The sequence below is a fragment of the Micromonospora sp. CNZ285 genome (assembly GCF_004637285.1).
On the sequence record NZ_SPQD01000001.1, the window covers coordinates 4,848,855 to 4,865,216 of the forward strand.

Sequence of the window (16,362 nt, forward strand, 5' to 3'; positions counted from 1 at the left end):
GGAGCGCGCATGGACGTCGTCACCACCCGCCACCTGACCAGCGTGACCGGCGCCGGAATCGACCTGCCGGATCCGGACCGCCTGATCCACCTCCAGTTCCGCCGCTTCGCCGGCTGCCCGGTCTGCAACCTCCACCTGCGCTCGATCGTCCGCCGGCACGCCGAGATCGAGGCCGCGGGCGTACGCGAGGTGGTGCTCTTCCACTCCCCCGCCGACGAGCTGCGCGAGCACGTCGCGGATTTGCCGTTCGCCGTGGTGGCCGATCCGGACCGGCGGTTCTACCGGGAGTTCGGCGTGGAGGCGGCGCGGCGGTCGCTGCTCGACCCGCGCGCCTGGCTGCCGATCCTGCGGGCAGTGGTGACCGGCACCTGGCACGTCCTGCGCGGCCGGGAGAAGCTGCCGTCCACCTCCCCGCACGGCGGCCGGCTCGGGCTGCCGGCCGACTTCCTGATCGCACCCGACGGGCGGGTGCTCGCCGAGAAGCACGGCGAACACGCCTCCGACCAGTGGTCGGTGGACGAGTTGCTGGCCCACGTCAGCGCAGACCGCACGTCGCGGTGACCGCCGACCGCGCGAACCAGCGTGGCGGACGCCGACGATCAGGTCAGACGGCGGGCGGGGTCCAGCCGAAGCGCGGCGGCCGGCGCTCGTTGATCGCCGCCACCCCCTCGCGGGCCTCGCCGCTGTCCCGCACCTGGCCGTGCCACCAGGCCAGCCGGTCGGCGTCGGCACGCCCGTCCACGATCTCCTTGGCGGCGGTCACGGTGAGCCGGGAGCGTTCGGCGATGGTGGCGGTCAGCGCCGCCACCCGCCCGGCCAGCTCACCGGCCGGCAGCACCTCGTCCACCAGGCCGATCCGCAGCGCCCGCTCGGCGTTCACCAGCTCGCTGGTGAACAGCAGGTGCTTGGCCGCCGACGGACCGACCAGCGCGGCCAGCCGCCGCGTGGTCGGCGCCGGGTAGACCAGGCCGAGCCGGGCCGGGGGTACGCCGAACCGCGCGTCCGCCGCGGCCAGCCGCAGGTCGCAGGCGACGGCGAGCTGGCAGCCGCCGCCCACGCAGGCACCCTCGATCGCGGCGACTGTGGGGCGGCCGAACGCGGCGAGCCGTTCCTCGGCGGCCACCGCGATGCTGCCGTCACCGGCTGCCAGCAGCTCGTCCAGGTCGCCCAGGTCGGCGCCGGCGCAGAACGTGCCGCCCGCGCCGGTGAGCACCAGCACCCGTACCGCCGGGTCCGCCTCCAGGCCGTCGAGCAGCACCGGGAGCTGCCGCCACATGGCCGGGGTCATGGCGTTGCGCCGGGCCGGGTTGTGGATGACCACGGTCGCCACCGGGCCGTCCAGGGTGACTGTCAGTTCCGCGTCGGACATGGTGCGACCGTAACGGCCGGGGCCCGCCGGCCACCCGAGTGGGGTGGCCGCCGGGCCCCGGGATCGGCGGTCAGGTCAGGAGACGTTGAGCGCGGTGTCGTCGATCACGAACGAGGTCTGCAGCGAGCTGTCCTCGGTGCCGGTGAACTTCAGCGTGACGGTCTGCCCGGCGTACGCGGCCAGGTTGAACGACTTCTGGCTGTAGCCGCTGGCCTTGTTCAGGTTCGAGTAGGTCGCCAGCGTGGCCAGCACCGAGCCGGACGAGTTGAGCACCTGCACGTTCAGCTTGTCGTACTGGACGCTGGTGGTGCTCTCGGCCGAGTCGATGTGCAGCCAGAACGAGAGGTTGTACGCGGAGCAGCCGCTCGGCAGGCTCACCGACTGCGACAGCGTGTCGGTGCGGGTGCTGCCGTAGCCGTTCAGCCACGCGTTCCACGTACCGGTGCGGGTCGGCTGGCCCTGCGAGCCGTACTGGCCGATCACGCCGGAGGTGGTGGCCCAGACCGTGTTGCCGGACTCGAAGCCGGGGTTGCCGAGCTTCTGGCCGGCGCCGGTGCAGCCGCCGCCGACGCTGCTCACGGTCAGCGAGTACGTGGCGGTCTTCGTGCCCGACGCCGCGCTGCCGGTGACGGTCACCGAGTAGGTGCCGGCCGGGGTGCTGGAGCTGGTGGCGATGGTGAGCGTGGACGAGCCGCCCGAGGTCACCGAGGTGGGGCTGAACGACGCGGTGGCGCCGGTCGGCAGGCCGGACGCGGAGAACGTCACGGTCTGCGCGGTGCCGCTGGTGGTGGACGTGCCGACGGTGGCGGAGGCCGATCCACCCGCGGTCACCGAACCGGAGGTCGGCGAGAGCGAGACGGAGAAGTCGTTGCCGGTCGAGCTGCACGGCGCGTCGTTGCCGGCCACGTTCACCGCGGTCCACGCGGCCTGGACGGTCTTGTACTCGGTGGAGCAGTTGCCGTACAGGTCGGTAGCGGCCCGCAGGGTGTACGCGCGGGCGGTGTTGGCCGGGTTGCTGGTGTTGACGTACGAGGTGTTCGAGGTGAAGTACACGTCGAGCGCCCGGTACCAGATCTTCTCCGCCTTGGCGCGGCCGATGCCGGTGACCGCCGGGGCCGAGCCGCAGACCGGCGAGGTGCCGTACGCGGTGGCGCCGGTGCCCTCGGCGAGGTTGAAGAAGAAGTGGTTGCCGACGCCGGAGGAGTAGTGCACGTCCTTGTTCTTCGTGCTGGTGGACCAGCACGAGTCGGACGAGCCGTCCAGCGACGGGTTGTACATGTAGCGCAGCGGCGTGCCGTTGCCGTTGATGTTGATCTTCTCACCGACCTGGTAGTCGCCCGGGTCGCTCGGCGCGGCGGCGTAGAACTCCACCATGTTGCCGAAGATGTCGCTGGTGGACTCGTTGAGGCCACCGGACTCACCGGAGTAGACCAGCCCGGCCAGCGCCTCGGTGACGCCGTGGCTCATCTCGTGACCGGCCACGTCCAGCGAAACCAGCGGGCGGGAGTTGCCCGAGCCGTCGCCGTAGGTCATCTGGGAGCCGTCCCAGAACGCGTTGACGTAGTTGTTGCCGTAGTGCACCCGGCTCGGCACACCCTGGCCGTTGCCGAAGATGCCGTTGCGGCCGTGCACGTTCTTGAAGTAGTCGAACGTCTTGGCGGCGCCGAAGTGCGCGTCCACGGCGGCCGACTGCCGGTTCGAGGTGGCGCCGTTGCCCCACGCGTTGTCCGCGTCGGTGAACGTGGTGCAGGTGGAGGTCCCGTTGTTCATGTCGCAGGTACGGCCGTTGCCGCGTACCGGGTCGATCATCTGGTACGTGCTGCCGGAGAGCGTGGTGTCGATGGTGACCGAGCCGGTGTAGATGCCCTGGCCGGTGCCGGCCACCGTCTCGATCTCGTCGTACGAGCCGATCACCTTGCCGGTGGTGGCGTCGGTGATGACGTGCAGCTTCGACGGCGTCTGCTTGTCCGCCTTCCAGCCGGTCGCGACGGTCTCCCAGGCGAGGCGGCCCTTGCCGCTGCTGGCGTCGACGAACAGTTCCGGCGCACCGACCGAGGTGAGCGACCCGGAGAACGTCTTGCGGGCGCTGGCCTTGGCCGCGTCCGCGCCGACCTTCGCGGTGGTGCTCAGGGTCAGCGGGGCGGACAGGCTGACCGACGCGCTGGTCAGGGTGCCGTTCGGGGCGGTGTGGATGACGAAGTCACCGCCGTACACCCGCAGGCCCTGGTAGGTCCGGCTGTAGCGGGTGTGCGCGGCCCCGGAGGGGTCGACCTTGGTGCGGACGGCCTGATAGGCCTCACCGCCGGCGCCCTGGACGACGCCGGGGTTGGCGCGCAGCAGGCTCGCGGCCTTGGCTGCGGCAGAGGTCTCGGGGCTGGGGGCGGTTGGCGCTGCCGCTTGCGCCGAGGTGGTGACGCAGGCCAGCACGCCGCTGGTGAGCAGCGCTGCGCTGACGGCGGCGACGGATCTTTTCACGGGCCCTCCTGGAAGGCGAAGTTGTGACGGGGGTAGTCACTGATGTAGATATAGCGATACATCGAAGAACGTGAAAGAGGCTGGCGAGAACCCGCCGGAGACACTGACCGAACGGATGAGGAGGAGCAGTGACCCGGAACCGGGTGGTCCCGTCGCGCGTCCGAACCGGTATGAGAGCTGCCCCCGCCGCGGCGGCCGTCGCCGCCCTTCTCGTCCCGCTCGCCGGCTGCGCCCGCACCGACGCGCCACCCGTCGTCACGGACGGGCCCCCGCCGCTCGTCGCCGAGGTCGTGCTCGAGAAGTCGGGAGGCATCGCCGGGCTGTCCGACACCGTCCGGGTCGGGCCGGACGGCCACTGGACGAGGACCGACCGCGCCGGTGCCTCCCGCGAGGGACAACTCGGCGCGGAGAAGCTCACCCGGCTGCGGCAACTCGCGGCCGACCCCCGGCTGGCCGCCGAGGCCGCCGCCACAGTGCCGCCGACCATGTGCGCCGACGCGTTCACCTACCGGCTCACCATCGGGCCCCGGCAGGTCGGCTACGTCGACTGCCCGCCGGAGACCACGCCGCCGGCAGTCACCGCGCAGGTGGTGGACCTGCTCAACGGCGCCACCGGCTGACCCGGCCCGATCTCAAACCCGTTCCGGCTGTGACATCGGCCTATGGCCGGCCGGCGGGCGAGCGGGCCAGCATGGAAGGCATGACTCGCGCACTCATCGCCCTGACCAGTCATTCCGAGCTGGGCCGCACCGGCCGCTCGACCGGCTACTACGTCGGCGAGGCCGCCGAGCCGTGGGAGGTGTTCCGGGCCGCCGGGTACGACGTCGACCTCGTCTCCGTGGCCGGCGGGGAGCCGCCCGTCGACGGGCGGGACGAGAACGACAGCACCCAGAACGACTTCCTCGCCACCGCCGGCGTCACGGACACCCCGAAGGCCGCCGACGTCGACGCGGCCGGGTACGACGTGATCCTCTTCGCCGGCGGCCACGGCACCATGTGGGACTTCCCCGACGACCCCGACCTGGCCCGGATCGCCCGCTCGGTCTACGAGCGCGGCGGCGTGGTGGCCGCCGTCTGCCACGGCCCGTCGGCGCTGGTGAACCTCACCCTCACCGACGGCTCCCGGCTCGTCGCCGGCAAGCGGGTGGCCGGGTTCACGAACAGCGAGGAGGCGGCCGTCGGCCTCACCGACGAGGTGCCGTTCCTGCTCGCCGACAAGCTCACCGAGGCGGGCGCGCAGCACGTACCGGCGCCGGACTTCACCGAGCACGTGGTGGTCGACGGGCGGCTGGTGACCGGCCAGAACCCGCAGTCCGCCCGCGCCGTGGCCGACGCCGTGGTGAAGCTGGTCGCCTGACTCAGATCCGGTAGTCGTCGGGCAGGCCGGTGGCACGCAGCTCGGGCGGCAGGTGGGCGACGTCGTTGAACGCGATGAGCGCCGGCGGGCCGCCCGAGCCGTAGCGGATCACCGTCAGCCCGCAGTTCTGCTGGTTCAGCCCGATCCACCGGCGCGCCGGCGCGTCCACCGCGTGCAGCACCAGCCACGCGACCAGGAAGTTGTGGGTGACGACCAGCTCGCGTACGTCACCCTCCGCGGGAGCGGCGGCGAACCGCGCCACCGCCTCCGCGGTCACGCGCGGCCCGTCGCGCCGCTCCCGCTCGGAGAAGCCGGCCAGGAACGCCGCGTACGACTCCGGCAGGCCGGCCGGGTCGGTGTCGTGCGGCATGTGGTCGCCGGCGCGGTCGTCCTCGCGTACCGGAACACCGGGCAGCGACGCCGCGACCAGCGCGGCGGTCTCCGCGGCCCGGCGGGCCGGTCCATGATGTACGGCGGCGAAGCGCGTGCCGCGCAGCCGCTCGCCCAGCAGCGTCGCCTGCCGCCGCCCCCGATCCGACAGCCCGGTGTCCGCCTCGTCCTCCGAGCGGACCTGCTCGCCGTGGCGGACCAGGTAGAGCAGGCGGCTGGGCATCGGCACCTCCACGGTCGGGACCGCGAGACTAGCCCGCCGCCGCGCCGTTCACTGCCCCTGGCGCATCTGCCCGATCCGGATGCGGTTGCCGAACGGGTCGCGGATGCCGAAGTCGATGCCGTACGGCTGGTCGGTCGGCTCGTCGGTCACCTCCACGCCCTTCGCGACCAGGTCCGCGTACGTCTTGTGCGCGTCGTCGGTGGTGAAGAACAGGAACCCGCCCGCAGCGCCCTTGGTGAGCAGTTCCCGGACCTGCTCGGCCGTCTTCGGGTCCAGCGCCGGCGGGCCCGGCTTCTCCAGCAGGATCTCCCGGCCCGGGTCGCCCGGCACGTGCACGGTGAGCCAGCGCATGAAACCGAGATCCTGGTCGAGGCTGACCTCCAGGCCGAGCTTGCCGACGTAGAAGTCGAGCGCCTCGTCCTGGTCGAGCACGTAGATCTGGGAGCGGGAAGTCGAAAGCATCGTCATGCCGACGACGCTAGAGCAGCACCCCGGCCTGCTGCTTATCCAAAACACGCAGGCCTGCCGCCCCCGGCACCTGGTCCGGCTTGCGTCGTTTGTCCACACGGGGACACCATCTCGTCACCCGCTGTTAACGTCTTCGTGACGACATCGGGGGAAGTCGATGCAGTTGATGTTGGCCTGGGCCGCCACGAGCGCCCTCCCGGAGTCCCGTGGTGACGCCGCCGTCGCCCGATTCCACAGCGCCGCGGCCGAGCTGGTGCCGGAGAGCTGGCACCGCCGGCACCTCGGCGGCACCGACTGGGGCGTGCTGGTGCTGCACCCGGCCGACCCGGGCGGCTACCGGTGGCCGCCCGTCGCCGGCGACGACGACGTCACCGCCGTCTCGGTGGGCATCCCGGTCGGCGCCGACGGCGACGACCCGGTGATGCTCGCCCGCCACCTGCTCACCGGCGCGGACGCGCACCGCGACGTCGTACCGCCGTTCGCGCTGCTCGCTCTCGACCACGACCGCCTCGCTCTGCAACAGGACTGGCTCGGCATGGCCCGCGTGTTCACCGGCACCGCCGACGGCATCACCGCCTGGTGCACCCGGCCCGGCCTGCTCGCCGCCTTCCTGCACGGCGAGGCCCGCCCCGACCCGGCCGGCTGGGCGTCGTACCTGCTCACCGGCCATTTCGGCGGCGACCTCTCCCCGCTGGCCGGCATCCGGCTGCTGCGGCCGGGCGAGCGGATCACCGGCCGCCGCCGTGCGGGCGGCGGCTGGCAGGTCACCAGCGAGATCCGGTACGCCACCGACGACGTGGTCCGCAGCGGTCTCGCCGACCGGGACCGGCCGCTCGGCGAGCGGCTGGACCGGGCCGCCGACGCGCTGACCCGGGCCGTCGCCGGCCTGCACCGGCTGCACGACGGCGAGGTCACGCTCGGCCTCTCCGGCGGGAAGGACTCCCGGCTCATCGCCGCGACGCTCGTCGCCGCCGGCCGTACGCCGAACCTGGCCACGAACGACGACACCGCCGCCGAGGGCGACGTGGCCCGCGAGCTGGTCCGGCTCGTGCGGGACCGGCGCGGCCTGGAGCTGCCGCACCGCCTCGTACCGGCTGCTCCCCCGGCCGCCGTCCTCGGCGTCGGCCTCCGGGACCGGGCGCGACGGCTCGCCGCGCTGCACGACCACCAGTTCCCGTCGAACTACCTGGCCCGGCCGGCCGTGCGCACCCGGCTGCCCGAGGTGGTACGCGCGCCGAGCCTCACCGGCGCGGCAGGCGAACTGGTGGTCGGCTACTGGTATCCCCGGGCCGACGCCGACCCGGCGCCCACCCCGGAGCAGGCGGGCCTGACGAAGCTGCTGGCGGGCGTGCCGAACGCCGCGGTGTCACCGGAGGCACTGGCCACCGAACGGGACCGCGTCACCGCCCTGCTGGCCCACGCCCGCGACATCGGTCTCCGCGACGAGCACCTGATCGACTACCTCTACCTGGTCGAGCGGATGCGCCGGTGGTGCACCTCCGCGTACACCACCGGGATGGTCACCCCGTTCCTCGCGCCGGGCTTCGTCGCGGCCAGCTTCGCGTTCACCGCGGCCGAGAAGCGGGCGCGGCTGCCGCACACCGCGCTGATCGCCCGGCTCGTACCGGAGTGGGCCGACGTGCCGTTCGTCAGCGCCGCCACCGGGCCGTCCCGGGCCACCCGGATCTGGGAGGGCGACGGCGTCGCCGCCGTCTCCGACCTGCTGGACACCGTCCACGGGCCGCTCACCGAGCTGATCCGGCGGCCGGTCGTGGAGCGGGATCTGCGTACCGCCGCCCGAGGCGGCCGGCCCGATCCTCGCGTGCTCGCCCAGTTCACCGCGCTGGCGGTCGCCTCCGAACGGCTGGAACCCGGCTTCACCAGGCCGTCGACAGGCGCCACCTACGCCCGGGTCACCGCGCCGCCGCGCCCGCGTACGCCGGCGAAGAGCCGGCTGGCCGGATTGCGCTGGGTACGGCGGACCCGGCTCGGCGACCGGCTCTGGGTCATGGTGCGGCGGCAGGTGCGGGGGCGCTGAGCGCGGCGGCTTGCTTCTTGCCCTCCATGGCCGGCTTGCCGGCGGTGGCTGGCTTGCCCGCCGTGCTGCTCGGGCGCATCCACGCCTTGGTGAAGCAGCCCGGGACGCCGGCGGGCGTAGTCTTGCGGCGCCGGTAGGCCGACGGCGACTCACCGACGATGCCGTGGAACGTCCGGCTGAACGTGCCCAGACTGCCGAAGCCGACCAGGTGGCAGATCTCCGTGACCGGCTCGTCGGTGCGCGCCAGCAGGTACATGGCGCGCTCCACCCGGCGACGTTGCAGGTAGCGGTGGGGCGTCTCGCCGAACGTGGCCCGGAAGGTACGGATGAAGTGCGCCTCCGAGACGTACGCGATCCGGGCCAGCGCGGGGATGTCCAGCGGCTGCGCGTACGCCCGGTCCATCGCGTCCCGGGCGCGCAGCATCGCCCGGTTGGACTCCTCGACGGCGCGACTCATCGCTGGTCAGCCTACTGCGCGGCCCGCGCCTCCCGCCCCTACGGCTCGTTCGCGGGGCTCCTGGTCATGATGTGCTCCCGGCGCACGCCGTCGGGCATCAGGCCGCCGACGTCGCCCGTGTCCCGGAAGCCGTTACGCAGGTACAGGGCCCACGCGTTCGGGTTGCCCTCCGCCACCGCGAGCCGCAGCGTCCGCGCGCCTGCCAGCCGGGCCCACTGCTCGACCGCCCGGACGAGGTGGTCGCCCACGCCCCGGCCGCGCCCGCCGGGTGCCACGTACATCGAGATCAGCTCGACGACCCCGTCGTGCTCGGTCGGCATCCCGCTGACCATCCCGACCGGCTGCCCGTCGAGCAGCACCACGATGTTGCACGAGCCGGGCACGGCCAGCCGCCCACGCCAGCGTTCCTCGCGGTCACCGTCGCCCTGCCAGTCCGCAAGCTGGGCGCCGAAGGCGTACCCGGCCTCGGTGAGCGCGGCGAGCCGCAGCTCCCGCCACACCTTCCAGTCCTCCTCGCCGAGGACGCGCGTCTCGAGCATGCGGAGAGGGTGGCGCAGGCGCCCCGAGCAGGCAATCGATATCCGGCGTGGATGGGTCGGGTGGCCGGGCTTCCACGCCGGCGCCGGATAGCCTGCACCGGCCGCGACGACCAGGGAGCCCGACCATGAGACTGCCACCCGGGGCCACCGGCTTCCACGCGCCCGGCGGACGAGCGGACGTCAGGGTCTTCACCGCCGTCTGTCACCACGCCGCCCGCGCCCTCGGTGCCACCGTCACCCGCGTGACCCCCGCCGGCGTCACGCCCAGCTTCCACACCGTCGACATCGCCGATGCCGGCACCACGTCGCGGTGCTGCGGCACGTCACCGTGCCGCTCATCCTTCCTGGAGGCAGAAGCCCGGCCCTACCGTCCTGGCGGCCATGCCGGCGGACTCTGGATCGCGCCCGTCACGCTCGCAGCGTCCGTCCGCATCAGATGCAGGCCGGGCCGAGGGCGGCGGCGCGCAAGATGGCCGGCCCCGGCGGCCGCCTGTCAGTACGGCCGCCGGATGCCTCGCTCCGTGAGCGCCGCCTCGTAGAAACGTAGGAACTCCTCTGCCCCTCGGACGGCGTCGTCCAGGTCGTCGAGAGCCTCACCGTTTCCAGGATCCACACGGAGCATGCGAGCCGCTTCGGCGAGCTGCGTCCAGAGGGCGGCAAACGTATCGCCCTGCACGTGAAGGCCGGGAAAGGCCCGACCTGCCAGCTGCACGACCGCCCAGTTGGTACCACGGGACAGGACCTGCGCTTGCTCCTGGCTCATCCGAGCAGAATCCCAGCAACGCTCGACGATCGTCCAGCCCGAGCTGTGACCCACGGGCCGGCTCAGGCGAGGAACCAACCCCACGCCGGCGCCTCGCAGTAGGCCCGGCCGAGACTCCCGGCCCTCATGACGGGCCAGGCCGTCCAGCGCTCGGGCAGAGCGTGCGAGCCGGCATGATCGTGACGCCTCCTCGCACGCTAACCGCTTCATCGAGTCACGGCGACCCCGCGCAGTGCGGGGATTCGCCGGTGCGCAGTCCGTCGACGAGGAGCGCGACCATGCGCCGCCCGTAGTCGGGTTCCTCGTCCGGCATGGGCGCACACAGTTTCGCAACGGCGTACAGCAGGTCCTGGGCACTGATCCGGGCCCGGACCTCGCCGCTGGCTGTCGCGGCCTGGAGCAGGGACTCGAGGGCCGGTCCCAGCTTCTGCATGAGATATCCGGGCAGGCCGTCGAACGCCGGATCGCCGGAGTGCAGGGCCGCGGCAAATCCGCGTTTCGTCGCGACGAACGCGGTGAACCGGTCGAGCCACTTCGCGAGGGCCACCCCCGGCTCGTGCGCGGCGGCCAGGACCGGGGCCGCGTCGGCGCAGGCGTCGATCTCCCGCTCGATGACGGCCTTGATCAGGTCCGAGCGCTGCGGGAAGTGCCGGTAGAGCGTTCCGACGCCGACGCCGGCCAGGTCGGTGATCTCTTTGGCGGGGGCGGCGACGCCGGCGGTGCTGAAGACCGTCTTCGCCGCTTCGAGCAGGGACTCGATGTTGCGGCGCGCGTCGGTGCGCATCCGGCGCGGGGCGCGGTCGCGAACACCGGAATCTGCTCTGTTGTCGGACACAGCTACGCCTCCCTTGCTTTTCCGGAAAGCCTTTCCGTATAGTTCCGGAAAGGCTTTCCACATAACGACGATACCGCAGGGAGACGCTCATGCAGTACCGCACCCTGGGCCGGACGGGCATCAAGGTCAGCCCCTACGCGCTCGGCACGCTGATGTTCGCCACGGTGATCGGGAATCCCGACCCCGACGACTCGATCAAGGTCATTCACAAGGCGCTGGACGCGGGGATCAACGTCGTCGACACCGCCGATGCCTACGGCGACTCGGAGGAGATCGTGGGCAGAGCCCTCAAGGGGCGCCGGGACAACGTCGTCCTCGCGACCAAGGTGGGCCTGCCCAGGCTGACCACGCTGCCCCGGACGCCGGGCGCGGCCACCGACCCCAACCAGCGAGGCGCCTCCCGCCGCTGGATCATGACCGCGGTCGAGGGCTCGCTGCGCCGCCTGCAGACCGACCACATCGATCTCTACCAGATCCAGCGCCCGGACCCCGACACCGACATCGAAGAGACGCTCTCGGCGCTCTCCGACCTGATCCGCAGTGGCAAGGTCCGAGCGATCGGGTCGTCCACGATGCCCGCCTCCGACATCGTCGAGGCCCAGTGGGTCGCCGAGCGACGCGGGCTGGAACGTTTCCACACCGAGCAGCCGCCCTACTCGATCCTCAACCGCGGCATCGAGAGCGAGGTACTGCCGGCCGCGCAGCGCTACGGGATGGGCACGCTGGTGTGGGGCCCGCTCGGGCAGGGAATGCTCACCGGCCGGGTCCGCAAGGGCGAGCAGAACGACCTGCGCCGTGCCCGCTTCTCCAAGCACCTCACCGACGAGCGCCGGATCGACGTCGTCGAACGACTCATCCCGCTCGCCGACGAGGCAGGCATGCCGTTGACCCACCTCGCCATGGCATTCGCCATCGCACACCCCGGCGTGACCAGCGCAATCCTCGGCCCGCGCACGATGGAACACCTCGACGACCTGCTCGCCGGCGTCGACGTCACGCTCACCGACGAGATCCTCGACCGGATCGACGAGATCGTCGCACCCGGCACCGATGTCACCCGGCTCGACCAGGCCTACCTGCCCCCGGCCCTGCTGAACCCGAACCTGCGCCGCCGGCCGGTCAGCGAGCGTGGCGCCGCCTGATCGTTCTGCGCGGCGGTCTTGACCGCTGCCCCAGGTCAGCCGGCTCGCCGGCGGACTCGCATGAGCCCGCCGCTGTCATCCGGCGGAATCGCGACGGCGGCCGCCCCGAAACGCCTGATGGAATTGGAGCCCCCGGCCGGGATCGAACCGGCGACATCTCGCTTACAAGGCGAGTGCTCTGGCCAGCTGAGCTACAGGGGCGCGTGCGTCGCGCTCAGCATAGCGACTGGGCCCCGGAAATCCCGCCTCGCAGGGCTCCCGAGCACGGAAAACGTCGGTATCCCGACCGGTACGACCGATGGATCATCGTCGGGACGCGCTCCCAGGCGGGAGATTGATGCCTGGCCGTGCCCGACTGACCGTTATGCGTATGCCGTCCATCCCACCCGGAGCGCTACGTCTTGGCACGATCGCGAAAGCCGTTTACCGTGCAGTGACACGGACGACACTCCGGCCGGCCTCGGCTGCCCTGAGCGACGACCCCGTTGGCCGGTGCCTTGGGCGCCGGTCGCTCCTTCACTCGGATCGTCCGGCACGTTCCTGCCGGTGAAAGGAAGCGCTCCATCATGGCTACGGTCACCTACTCGAAGGCGTCCCGGATCTATCCGGGCACCGAGCGCCCCGCCGTCAACCAGCTCGACCTCCAGATCGGTGACGGGGAGTTCCTCGTCCTGGTCGGCCCGTCCGGCTGCGGCAAGTCCACCAGCCTGCGGATGCTCGCCGGCCTGGAGGACGTCGACGACGGCGCGATCTACATCGACGACCGGGACGTCACCCACCTCCCGCCGAAGGCCCGCGACATCGCGATGGTCTTCCAGAACTACGCCCTCTACCCGCACATGACCGTGTACGAGAACATGGCGTTCGCCCTCAAGCTGCGCAAGACCTCGAAGTCGGAGATCGACCGGCGGGTCAAGGAGGCGGCCGGGCTGCTCCAGCTGGAGGAGTTCCTCAGCCGCAAGCCGAAGGCGCTCTCCGGTGGTCAGCGCCAGCGTGTCGCCATGGGCCGCGCGATCGTCCGCGAGCCGCAGGTCTTCCTCATGGACGAGCCGCTGTCGAACCTCGACGCCAAGCTGCGCGTGCAGACCCGTACCCAGATCGCCTCGCTGCAGGCAAAGCTGGGCGTCACCACCGTCTACGTCACCCACGACCAGGTCGAGGCCATGACGATGGGTCACCGGGTGGCGGTCATGCTCGACGGCGTGCTCCAGCAGGTGGACACCCCGCGGGCGCTCTACGACACCCCCTCCAACGTCTTCGTCGCCGGCTTCATGGGCTCCCCCGCCATGAACATCAAGACGGTGAAGCTGACCGAGCAGGGCGGCGCGTTCGCCGAGATGATCGTGCCGCTGACCCGCGAGCAGGTCCAGGCGGCCAGCGCCGAGGGCGGCGACGGCAAGGTCACCGTCGGCTTCCGGCCGGAGGACTGCGACCTGGTCAGCCCGTCCGAGGGCGGCATGCCGGTCGTGGTCGAGCTGGTCGAGGACCTCGGCTCGGACGCCAACGTCTACGGCCACGCCGCGCTGGAGGGCCACAACGAGCGGTTCGTGGTCCGCACCGACCGCCGCAGCATGCCGAACATGGGCGACACCGTGTTCGTCAAGCCGCGTACCGGCCGCAGCCACGTCTTCCACGCCGCCACCGGCCAGCGGATCTGACGTACGCGAGAAAGGGGCGGCCCGCCACGGCGGACCGCCCCTTTTCGTTGCTCTCGATCAGGCCTCGACGGACCGGCGGCGGGCGACCTCGGCGAGCGTGACCGCGGCGGCGACGCTGGCGTTGAGCGACTCCACGTCGGAGACCATCGGGATGCTGACGGTCAGGTCGCAGGTCTCCCCCACCAGGCGGGACAGCCCGCGCCCCTCCGAGCCGACCACCACGACGAGCGGGCCGACGGCGGCCTCCAGGTCGTACAGGTCGGTCTGCCCGTCGGCGTCGAGGCCGACCACGACGAAGCCGGCGTCCTTGCACGCCTTGAGCGACCGGGTCAGGTTGGTGACCTGGGCGACGGGCACGCGCGCAGCCGCGCCGGCGCTGGTCCGCCAGGCGGTCGCGGTGATCCCGGCGGCACGCCTTTCGGGTACGAAGACACCCTGCGCGCCGAACGCGGCGGCCGACCGGATGACCGCGCCGAGGTTACGCGGGTCGGTGACGCCGTCCAGCGCGACGAGCAGCGGGGCGGCCTGTTCCAGCGCGGCGGCGACCAGGTCGTCGAAGGGCTCGTAGGCGAACGGCGGCACCTGGAGGCCGACACCCTGGTGCAGCACCCCGCCGGTCATCCGGTCCAGCTCGGCGCGGCTGACCTCGAGGATCGCGATGCCCCGGTCGGCGGCGGTGCGGACGATCTCCTTGACCCGGTCGTCGATGTCGATGCCCTGCGCGGTGTAGAGCGCGGTCGCGGGCACCTGGGTGCGCAGCGACTCCAGCACCGGGTTGCGCCCGACCAGCAGCTCCGGGCTGTCCTTCGCCGGGTTGGCCTTGCGGCCCGGCGCGACCCGGGGACCGCCACGGCCGGCAGCCGGCTTGCCGCCCCGGCCCTTGGTCGTGGGCGTGCCTCGGCCACCGCCCTTGCCCCAGGTGGTGTCCTTGGTGCCGGGCTGGCCGATCTTGGGTGCGCGGCCCTCCTCGGCGGCGGCGCGGCGCTCCTTGTCCTGCTTCCAGGCGGTGCGCTGGGGCAGCTTCTCGGTGCCCGAGTACGCCTTGTGCCACGGCCGCTCGTCGGCGGGCAGCGTGCGGCCCCGCCCGGCGAGCGAGTCCTTGTTCTTGCCACCGGTGCCCTTGGGGGCGCCCGCCTTCGGCGTCAGTCGCCGGCCACGGCGCTGCGAGTTGCCGGCCATCAGTCCTGCTCTCCAATAGTCCAACGCGGGCCCTGGGGGGTGTCCTCGACGACCACGCCGGCCTGCTTGAGCTGGTCGCGTACGGCGTCGGCGGCGGCCCAGTCCTTGCGGCCGCGGGCCTGCGCGCGCTGCTCCAGGGCCAGCGCGATCAGGGAGTCCACCACGCCGCGCAGGTCGTCCGTGCGGCCGCCGCCGGCCCAGGCCGGGTCCAGGGGGTCGACGCCGAGGATATCCAGCATCGCCCGGGTGGCGGCGAGCGTCGTGCGGACGGTCACATCGTCACCGGCCGTCAGCGCGGTGTTGCCGTCGCGGACCACCTCGTGCAGTGCCGCGAGCGCCGCCGACGTGTTGAGGTCGTCGTCCATCGCGGCCACGAAGGCGGGCGGCAGGTCTCCGGGCCGGCCCGCGCCGACCCGCTCGGCCGCCCGCTGCACGAAGCCTTCGATCCGCCGGTACGCCACGGCGGCCTCGCGCAGCGCGTCCTCGGAGTAGTCGATGCGGGACCGGTAGTGCGCGGCGACGTAGTAGTAGCGCAGCTCCACCGGGCGGACGCCGAGCGAGGCCACGTAGTCGAGGTCGAGCGTGTTGCCGAGCGACTTGCCCATCTTGGTGCCGCCGATGCCGAGCAGGCCGTGGTGCACCCAGTAGCGGGCGAACGGCAGGTCGGCGGCCTGCGACTGGGCGATCTCGTTCTCGTGGTGCGGGAACGTCAGGTCGAGCCCGCCGCCGTGGATGTCGAACTCGGGGCCCAGGTAGCGCCAGCACATGGCCGAGCACTCGATGTGCCAGCCAGGGCGTCCGCGGCCCCACGGCGACGGCCAGTAGGCGTCGCCCGGTTCGCCCGGCTTGGCGCCCTTCCAGAGCGCGAAGTCACGCGGGTCCCGCTTGCCCCGGTCGGGGGCGTCGCCGGCGGGCTGCATGTCCGCCGGGGACTGGCCGGACAGCGAGCCGTACGCGGGCCAGGAGGCCACGTCGAAGTAGACGTCGCCGGAGCCGTCGGTGGCCGGGTAGGCGTGGCCGGTCTCGATCAGCCGGGCGATCAGCTCGTGCATCTCCGGGATGTGCCCGGTGGCCCGCGGCTCGTACGTCGGCGGGAGCACGTTCAGCGCCCGGTAGGAGGTGGTGAGGATCTGCTCGTTGGCGTACGCGATTGACCAGAACGGCCGGTCCTGCTCCATCGCCTTGGCCAGGACCTTGTCGTCGATGTCGGTCAGGTTGCGGATGAACGTGACCTCGAAGCCCTTGCTGAGCAGCCAGCGGCGCAGCACGTCGTAGTTGACGCCGGAGCGAAGGTGACCGATGTGTGGCGGGGCCTGGAGCGTGAGACCACACAGGTAGACCCCCACCTTGCCGGCTTCCCGCGGGACGAAGTCCCGCACCGATCGGGTGGCGGTGTCATACAGGCGTAGCGTCACCTCACAAGGGTAGCCGTCCGCACATTTCCGGGTTGGCCGGAGCCGGGTCGTACG

The 16,362-nt window shown here is 72.2% G+C and carries 16 protein-coding genes and 1 tRNA gene; 6 read left to right on the forward strand and 11 right to left on the reverse strand.

Going from position 1 to position 16,362, the window contains the following annotated elements; genetic code table 11:
* Positions 1-9: 9 nt before the first annotated feature.
* The gene (locus CLT75_RS22105) at positions 10-561 is read left to right on the forward strand and encodes a peroxiredoxin-like family protein (RefSeq protein WP_135242280.1); all 552 of its coding nucleotides are present in this window, start codon (positions 10-12) and stop codon (positions 559-561) included.
* Between the two features lie 43 nt (positions 562-604).
* Here the strand turns inward: CLT75_RS22105 and CLT75_RS22110 are convergent, their stop codons facing one another.
* A complete protein-coding gene (locus CLT75_RS22110; RefSeq protein WP_135242281.1) occupies positions 605-1,369 on the reverse strand; it encodes an enoyl-CoA hydratase/isomerase family protein in 765 nt (254 codons plus the stop codon).
* A gap of 75 nt (positions 1,370-1,444) precedes the next feature.
* Positions 1,445-3,844 (reverse strand): M4 family metallopeptidase, encoded by a 2,400-nt coding sequence (locus CLT75_RS22115; RefSeq protein WP_135242282.1) that lies wholly within the window; start codon positions 3,842-3,844, stop codon positions 1,445-1,447.
* 170 nt (positions 3,845-4,014) lie between these two features.
* Here CLT75_RS22115 and CLT75_RS22120 point away from each other — a divergent pair, with 170 nt between their 5' ends.
* Both CLT75_RS22120 and CLT75_RS22125 read left to right on the forward strand, forming a co-directional pair.
* Positions 4,015-4,464 carry a hypothetical protein gene (locus CLT75_RS22120; protein WP_135242283.1) on the forward strand — a complete coding sequence of 150 codons (450 nt, stop codon included), beginning with the start codon at positions 4,015-4,017 and terminating at the stop codon, positions 4,462-4,464.
* Between the two features lie 80 nt (positions 4,465-4,544).
* The gene (locus CLT75_RS22125; RefSeq protein WP_486485244.1) at positions 4,545-5,201 is read left to right on the forward strand and encodes a type 1 glutamine amidotransferase domain-containing protein; all 657 of its coding nucleotides are present in this window, start codon (positions 4,545-4,547) and stop codon (positions 5,199-5,201) included.
* Between the two features lies 1 nt (position 5,202).
* On the opposite strand, the gene CLT75_RS22130 is transcribed toward CLT75_RS22125, so the two are convergent.
* Positions 5,203-5,814 carry a histidine phosphatase family protein gene (locus CLT75_RS22130; RefSeq protein WP_135242285.1) on the reverse strand — a complete coding sequence of 204 codons (612 nt, stop codon included), beginning with the start codon at positions 5,812-5,814 and terminating at the stop codon, positions 5,203-5,205.
* Positions 5,815-5,862: 48 nt separating this feature from the next.
* Complete coding sequence (locus CLT75_RS22135) at positions 5,863-6,282, reverse strand: VOC family protein (RefSeq protein ID WP_135242286.1); 420 nt, start codon at positions 6,280-6,282, stop codon at positions 5,863-5,865.
* Between the two features lie 157 nt (positions 6,283-6,439).
* Here CLT75_RS22135 and CLT75_RS22140 point away from each other — a divergent pair, with 157 nt between their 5' ends.
* Positions 6,440-8,320 carry an adenine nucleotide alpha hydrolase family protein gene (locus CLT75_RS22140; protein WP_135242287.1) on the forward strand — a complete coding sequence of 627 codons (1,881 nt, stop codon included), beginning with the start codon at positions 6,440-6,442 and terminating at the stop codon, positions 8,318-8,320.
* Here CLT75_RS22140 and CLT75_RS22145 read toward each other — a convergent pair.
* The 4 genes from CLT75_RS22145 to CLT75_RS22160 form a co-directional block, all read right to left on the reverse strand.
* A complete protein-coding gene (locus CLT75_RS22145; RefSeq protein ID WP_135242288.1) occupies positions 8,289-8,777 on the reverse strand; it encodes a helix-turn-helix domain-containing protein in 489 nt (162 codons plus the stop codon). The genes CLT75_RS22140 and CLT75_RS22145 overlap by 32 nt on opposite strands.
* Before the next feature lie 38 nt (positions 8,778-8,815).
* A complete protein-coding gene (locus CLT75_RS22150) occupies positions 8,816-9,316 on the reverse strand; it encodes a GNAT family N-acetyltransferase (protein ID WP_135242289.1) in 501 nt (166 codons plus the stop codon).
* 493 nt (positions 9,317-9,809) lie between these two features.
* Positions 9,810-10,079 (reverse strand): DUF6959 family protein, encoded by a 270-nt coding sequence (locus tag CLT75_RS32740; protein WP_167796939.1) that lies wholly within the window; start codon positions 10,077-10,079, stop codon positions 9,810-9,812.
* Between the two features lie 214 nt (positions 10,080-10,293).
* On the reverse strand, positions 10,294-10,914 hold the full coding sequence (locus tag CLT75_RS22160) for a TetR/AcrR family transcriptional regulator (protein WP_167796940.1): 621 nt from the start codon (positions 10,912-10,914) through the stop codon (positions 10,294-10,296).
* An 89-nt stretch (positions 10,915-11,003) separates the two neighbouring features.
* Between CLT75_RS22160 and CLT75_RS22165 the strand changes: the two genes are divergently transcribed.
* On the forward strand, positions 11,004-12,056 hold the full coding sequence (locus tag CLT75_RS22165) for an aldo/keto reductase (protein ID WP_135242290.1): 1,053 nt from the start codon (positions 11,004-11,006) through the stop codon (positions 12,054-12,056).
* Positions 12,057-12,180: 124 nt separating this feature from the next.
* Here the strand turns inward: CLT75_RS22165 and CLT75_RS22170 are convergent.
* Positions 12,181-12,257, reverse strand: a tRNA-Thr gene (locus CLT75_RS22170).
* Between the two features lie 365 nt (positions 12,258-12,622).
* Between CLT75_RS22170 and CLT75_RS22175 the strand changes: the two genes are divergently transcribed.
* Entirely contained in the window at positions 12,623-13,714 is a 1,092-nt protein-coding gene (locus CLT75_RS22175; protein WP_135242291.1) for a sn-glycerol-3-phosphate ABC transporter ATP-binding protein UgpC, read from the forward strand.
* Between the two features lie 57 nt (positions 13,715-13,771).
* On the opposite strand, the gene rlmB is transcribed toward CLT75_RS22175, so the two are convergent.
* Together rlmB and cysS are read right to left on the reverse strand one after the other, a co-directional pair.
* Positions 13,772-14,893 carry a 23S rRNA (guanosine(2251)-2'-O)-methyltransferase RlmB gene (rlmB, locus tag CLT75_RS22180; RefSeq protein WP_135242292.1) on the reverse strand — a complete coding sequence of 374 codons (1,122 nt, stop codon included), beginning with the start codon at positions 14,891-14,893 and terminating at the stop codon, positions 13,772-13,774.
* Entirely contained in the window at positions 14,893-16,308 is a 1,416-nt protein-coding gene (gene cysS / locus CLT75_RS22185; protein WP_135242293.1) for a cysteine--tRNA ligase, read from the reverse strand. The genes rlmB and cysS overlap by 1 nt, the downstream gene beginning before the upstream one ends.
* Positions 16,309-16,362 lie beyond the last annotated feature (54 nt).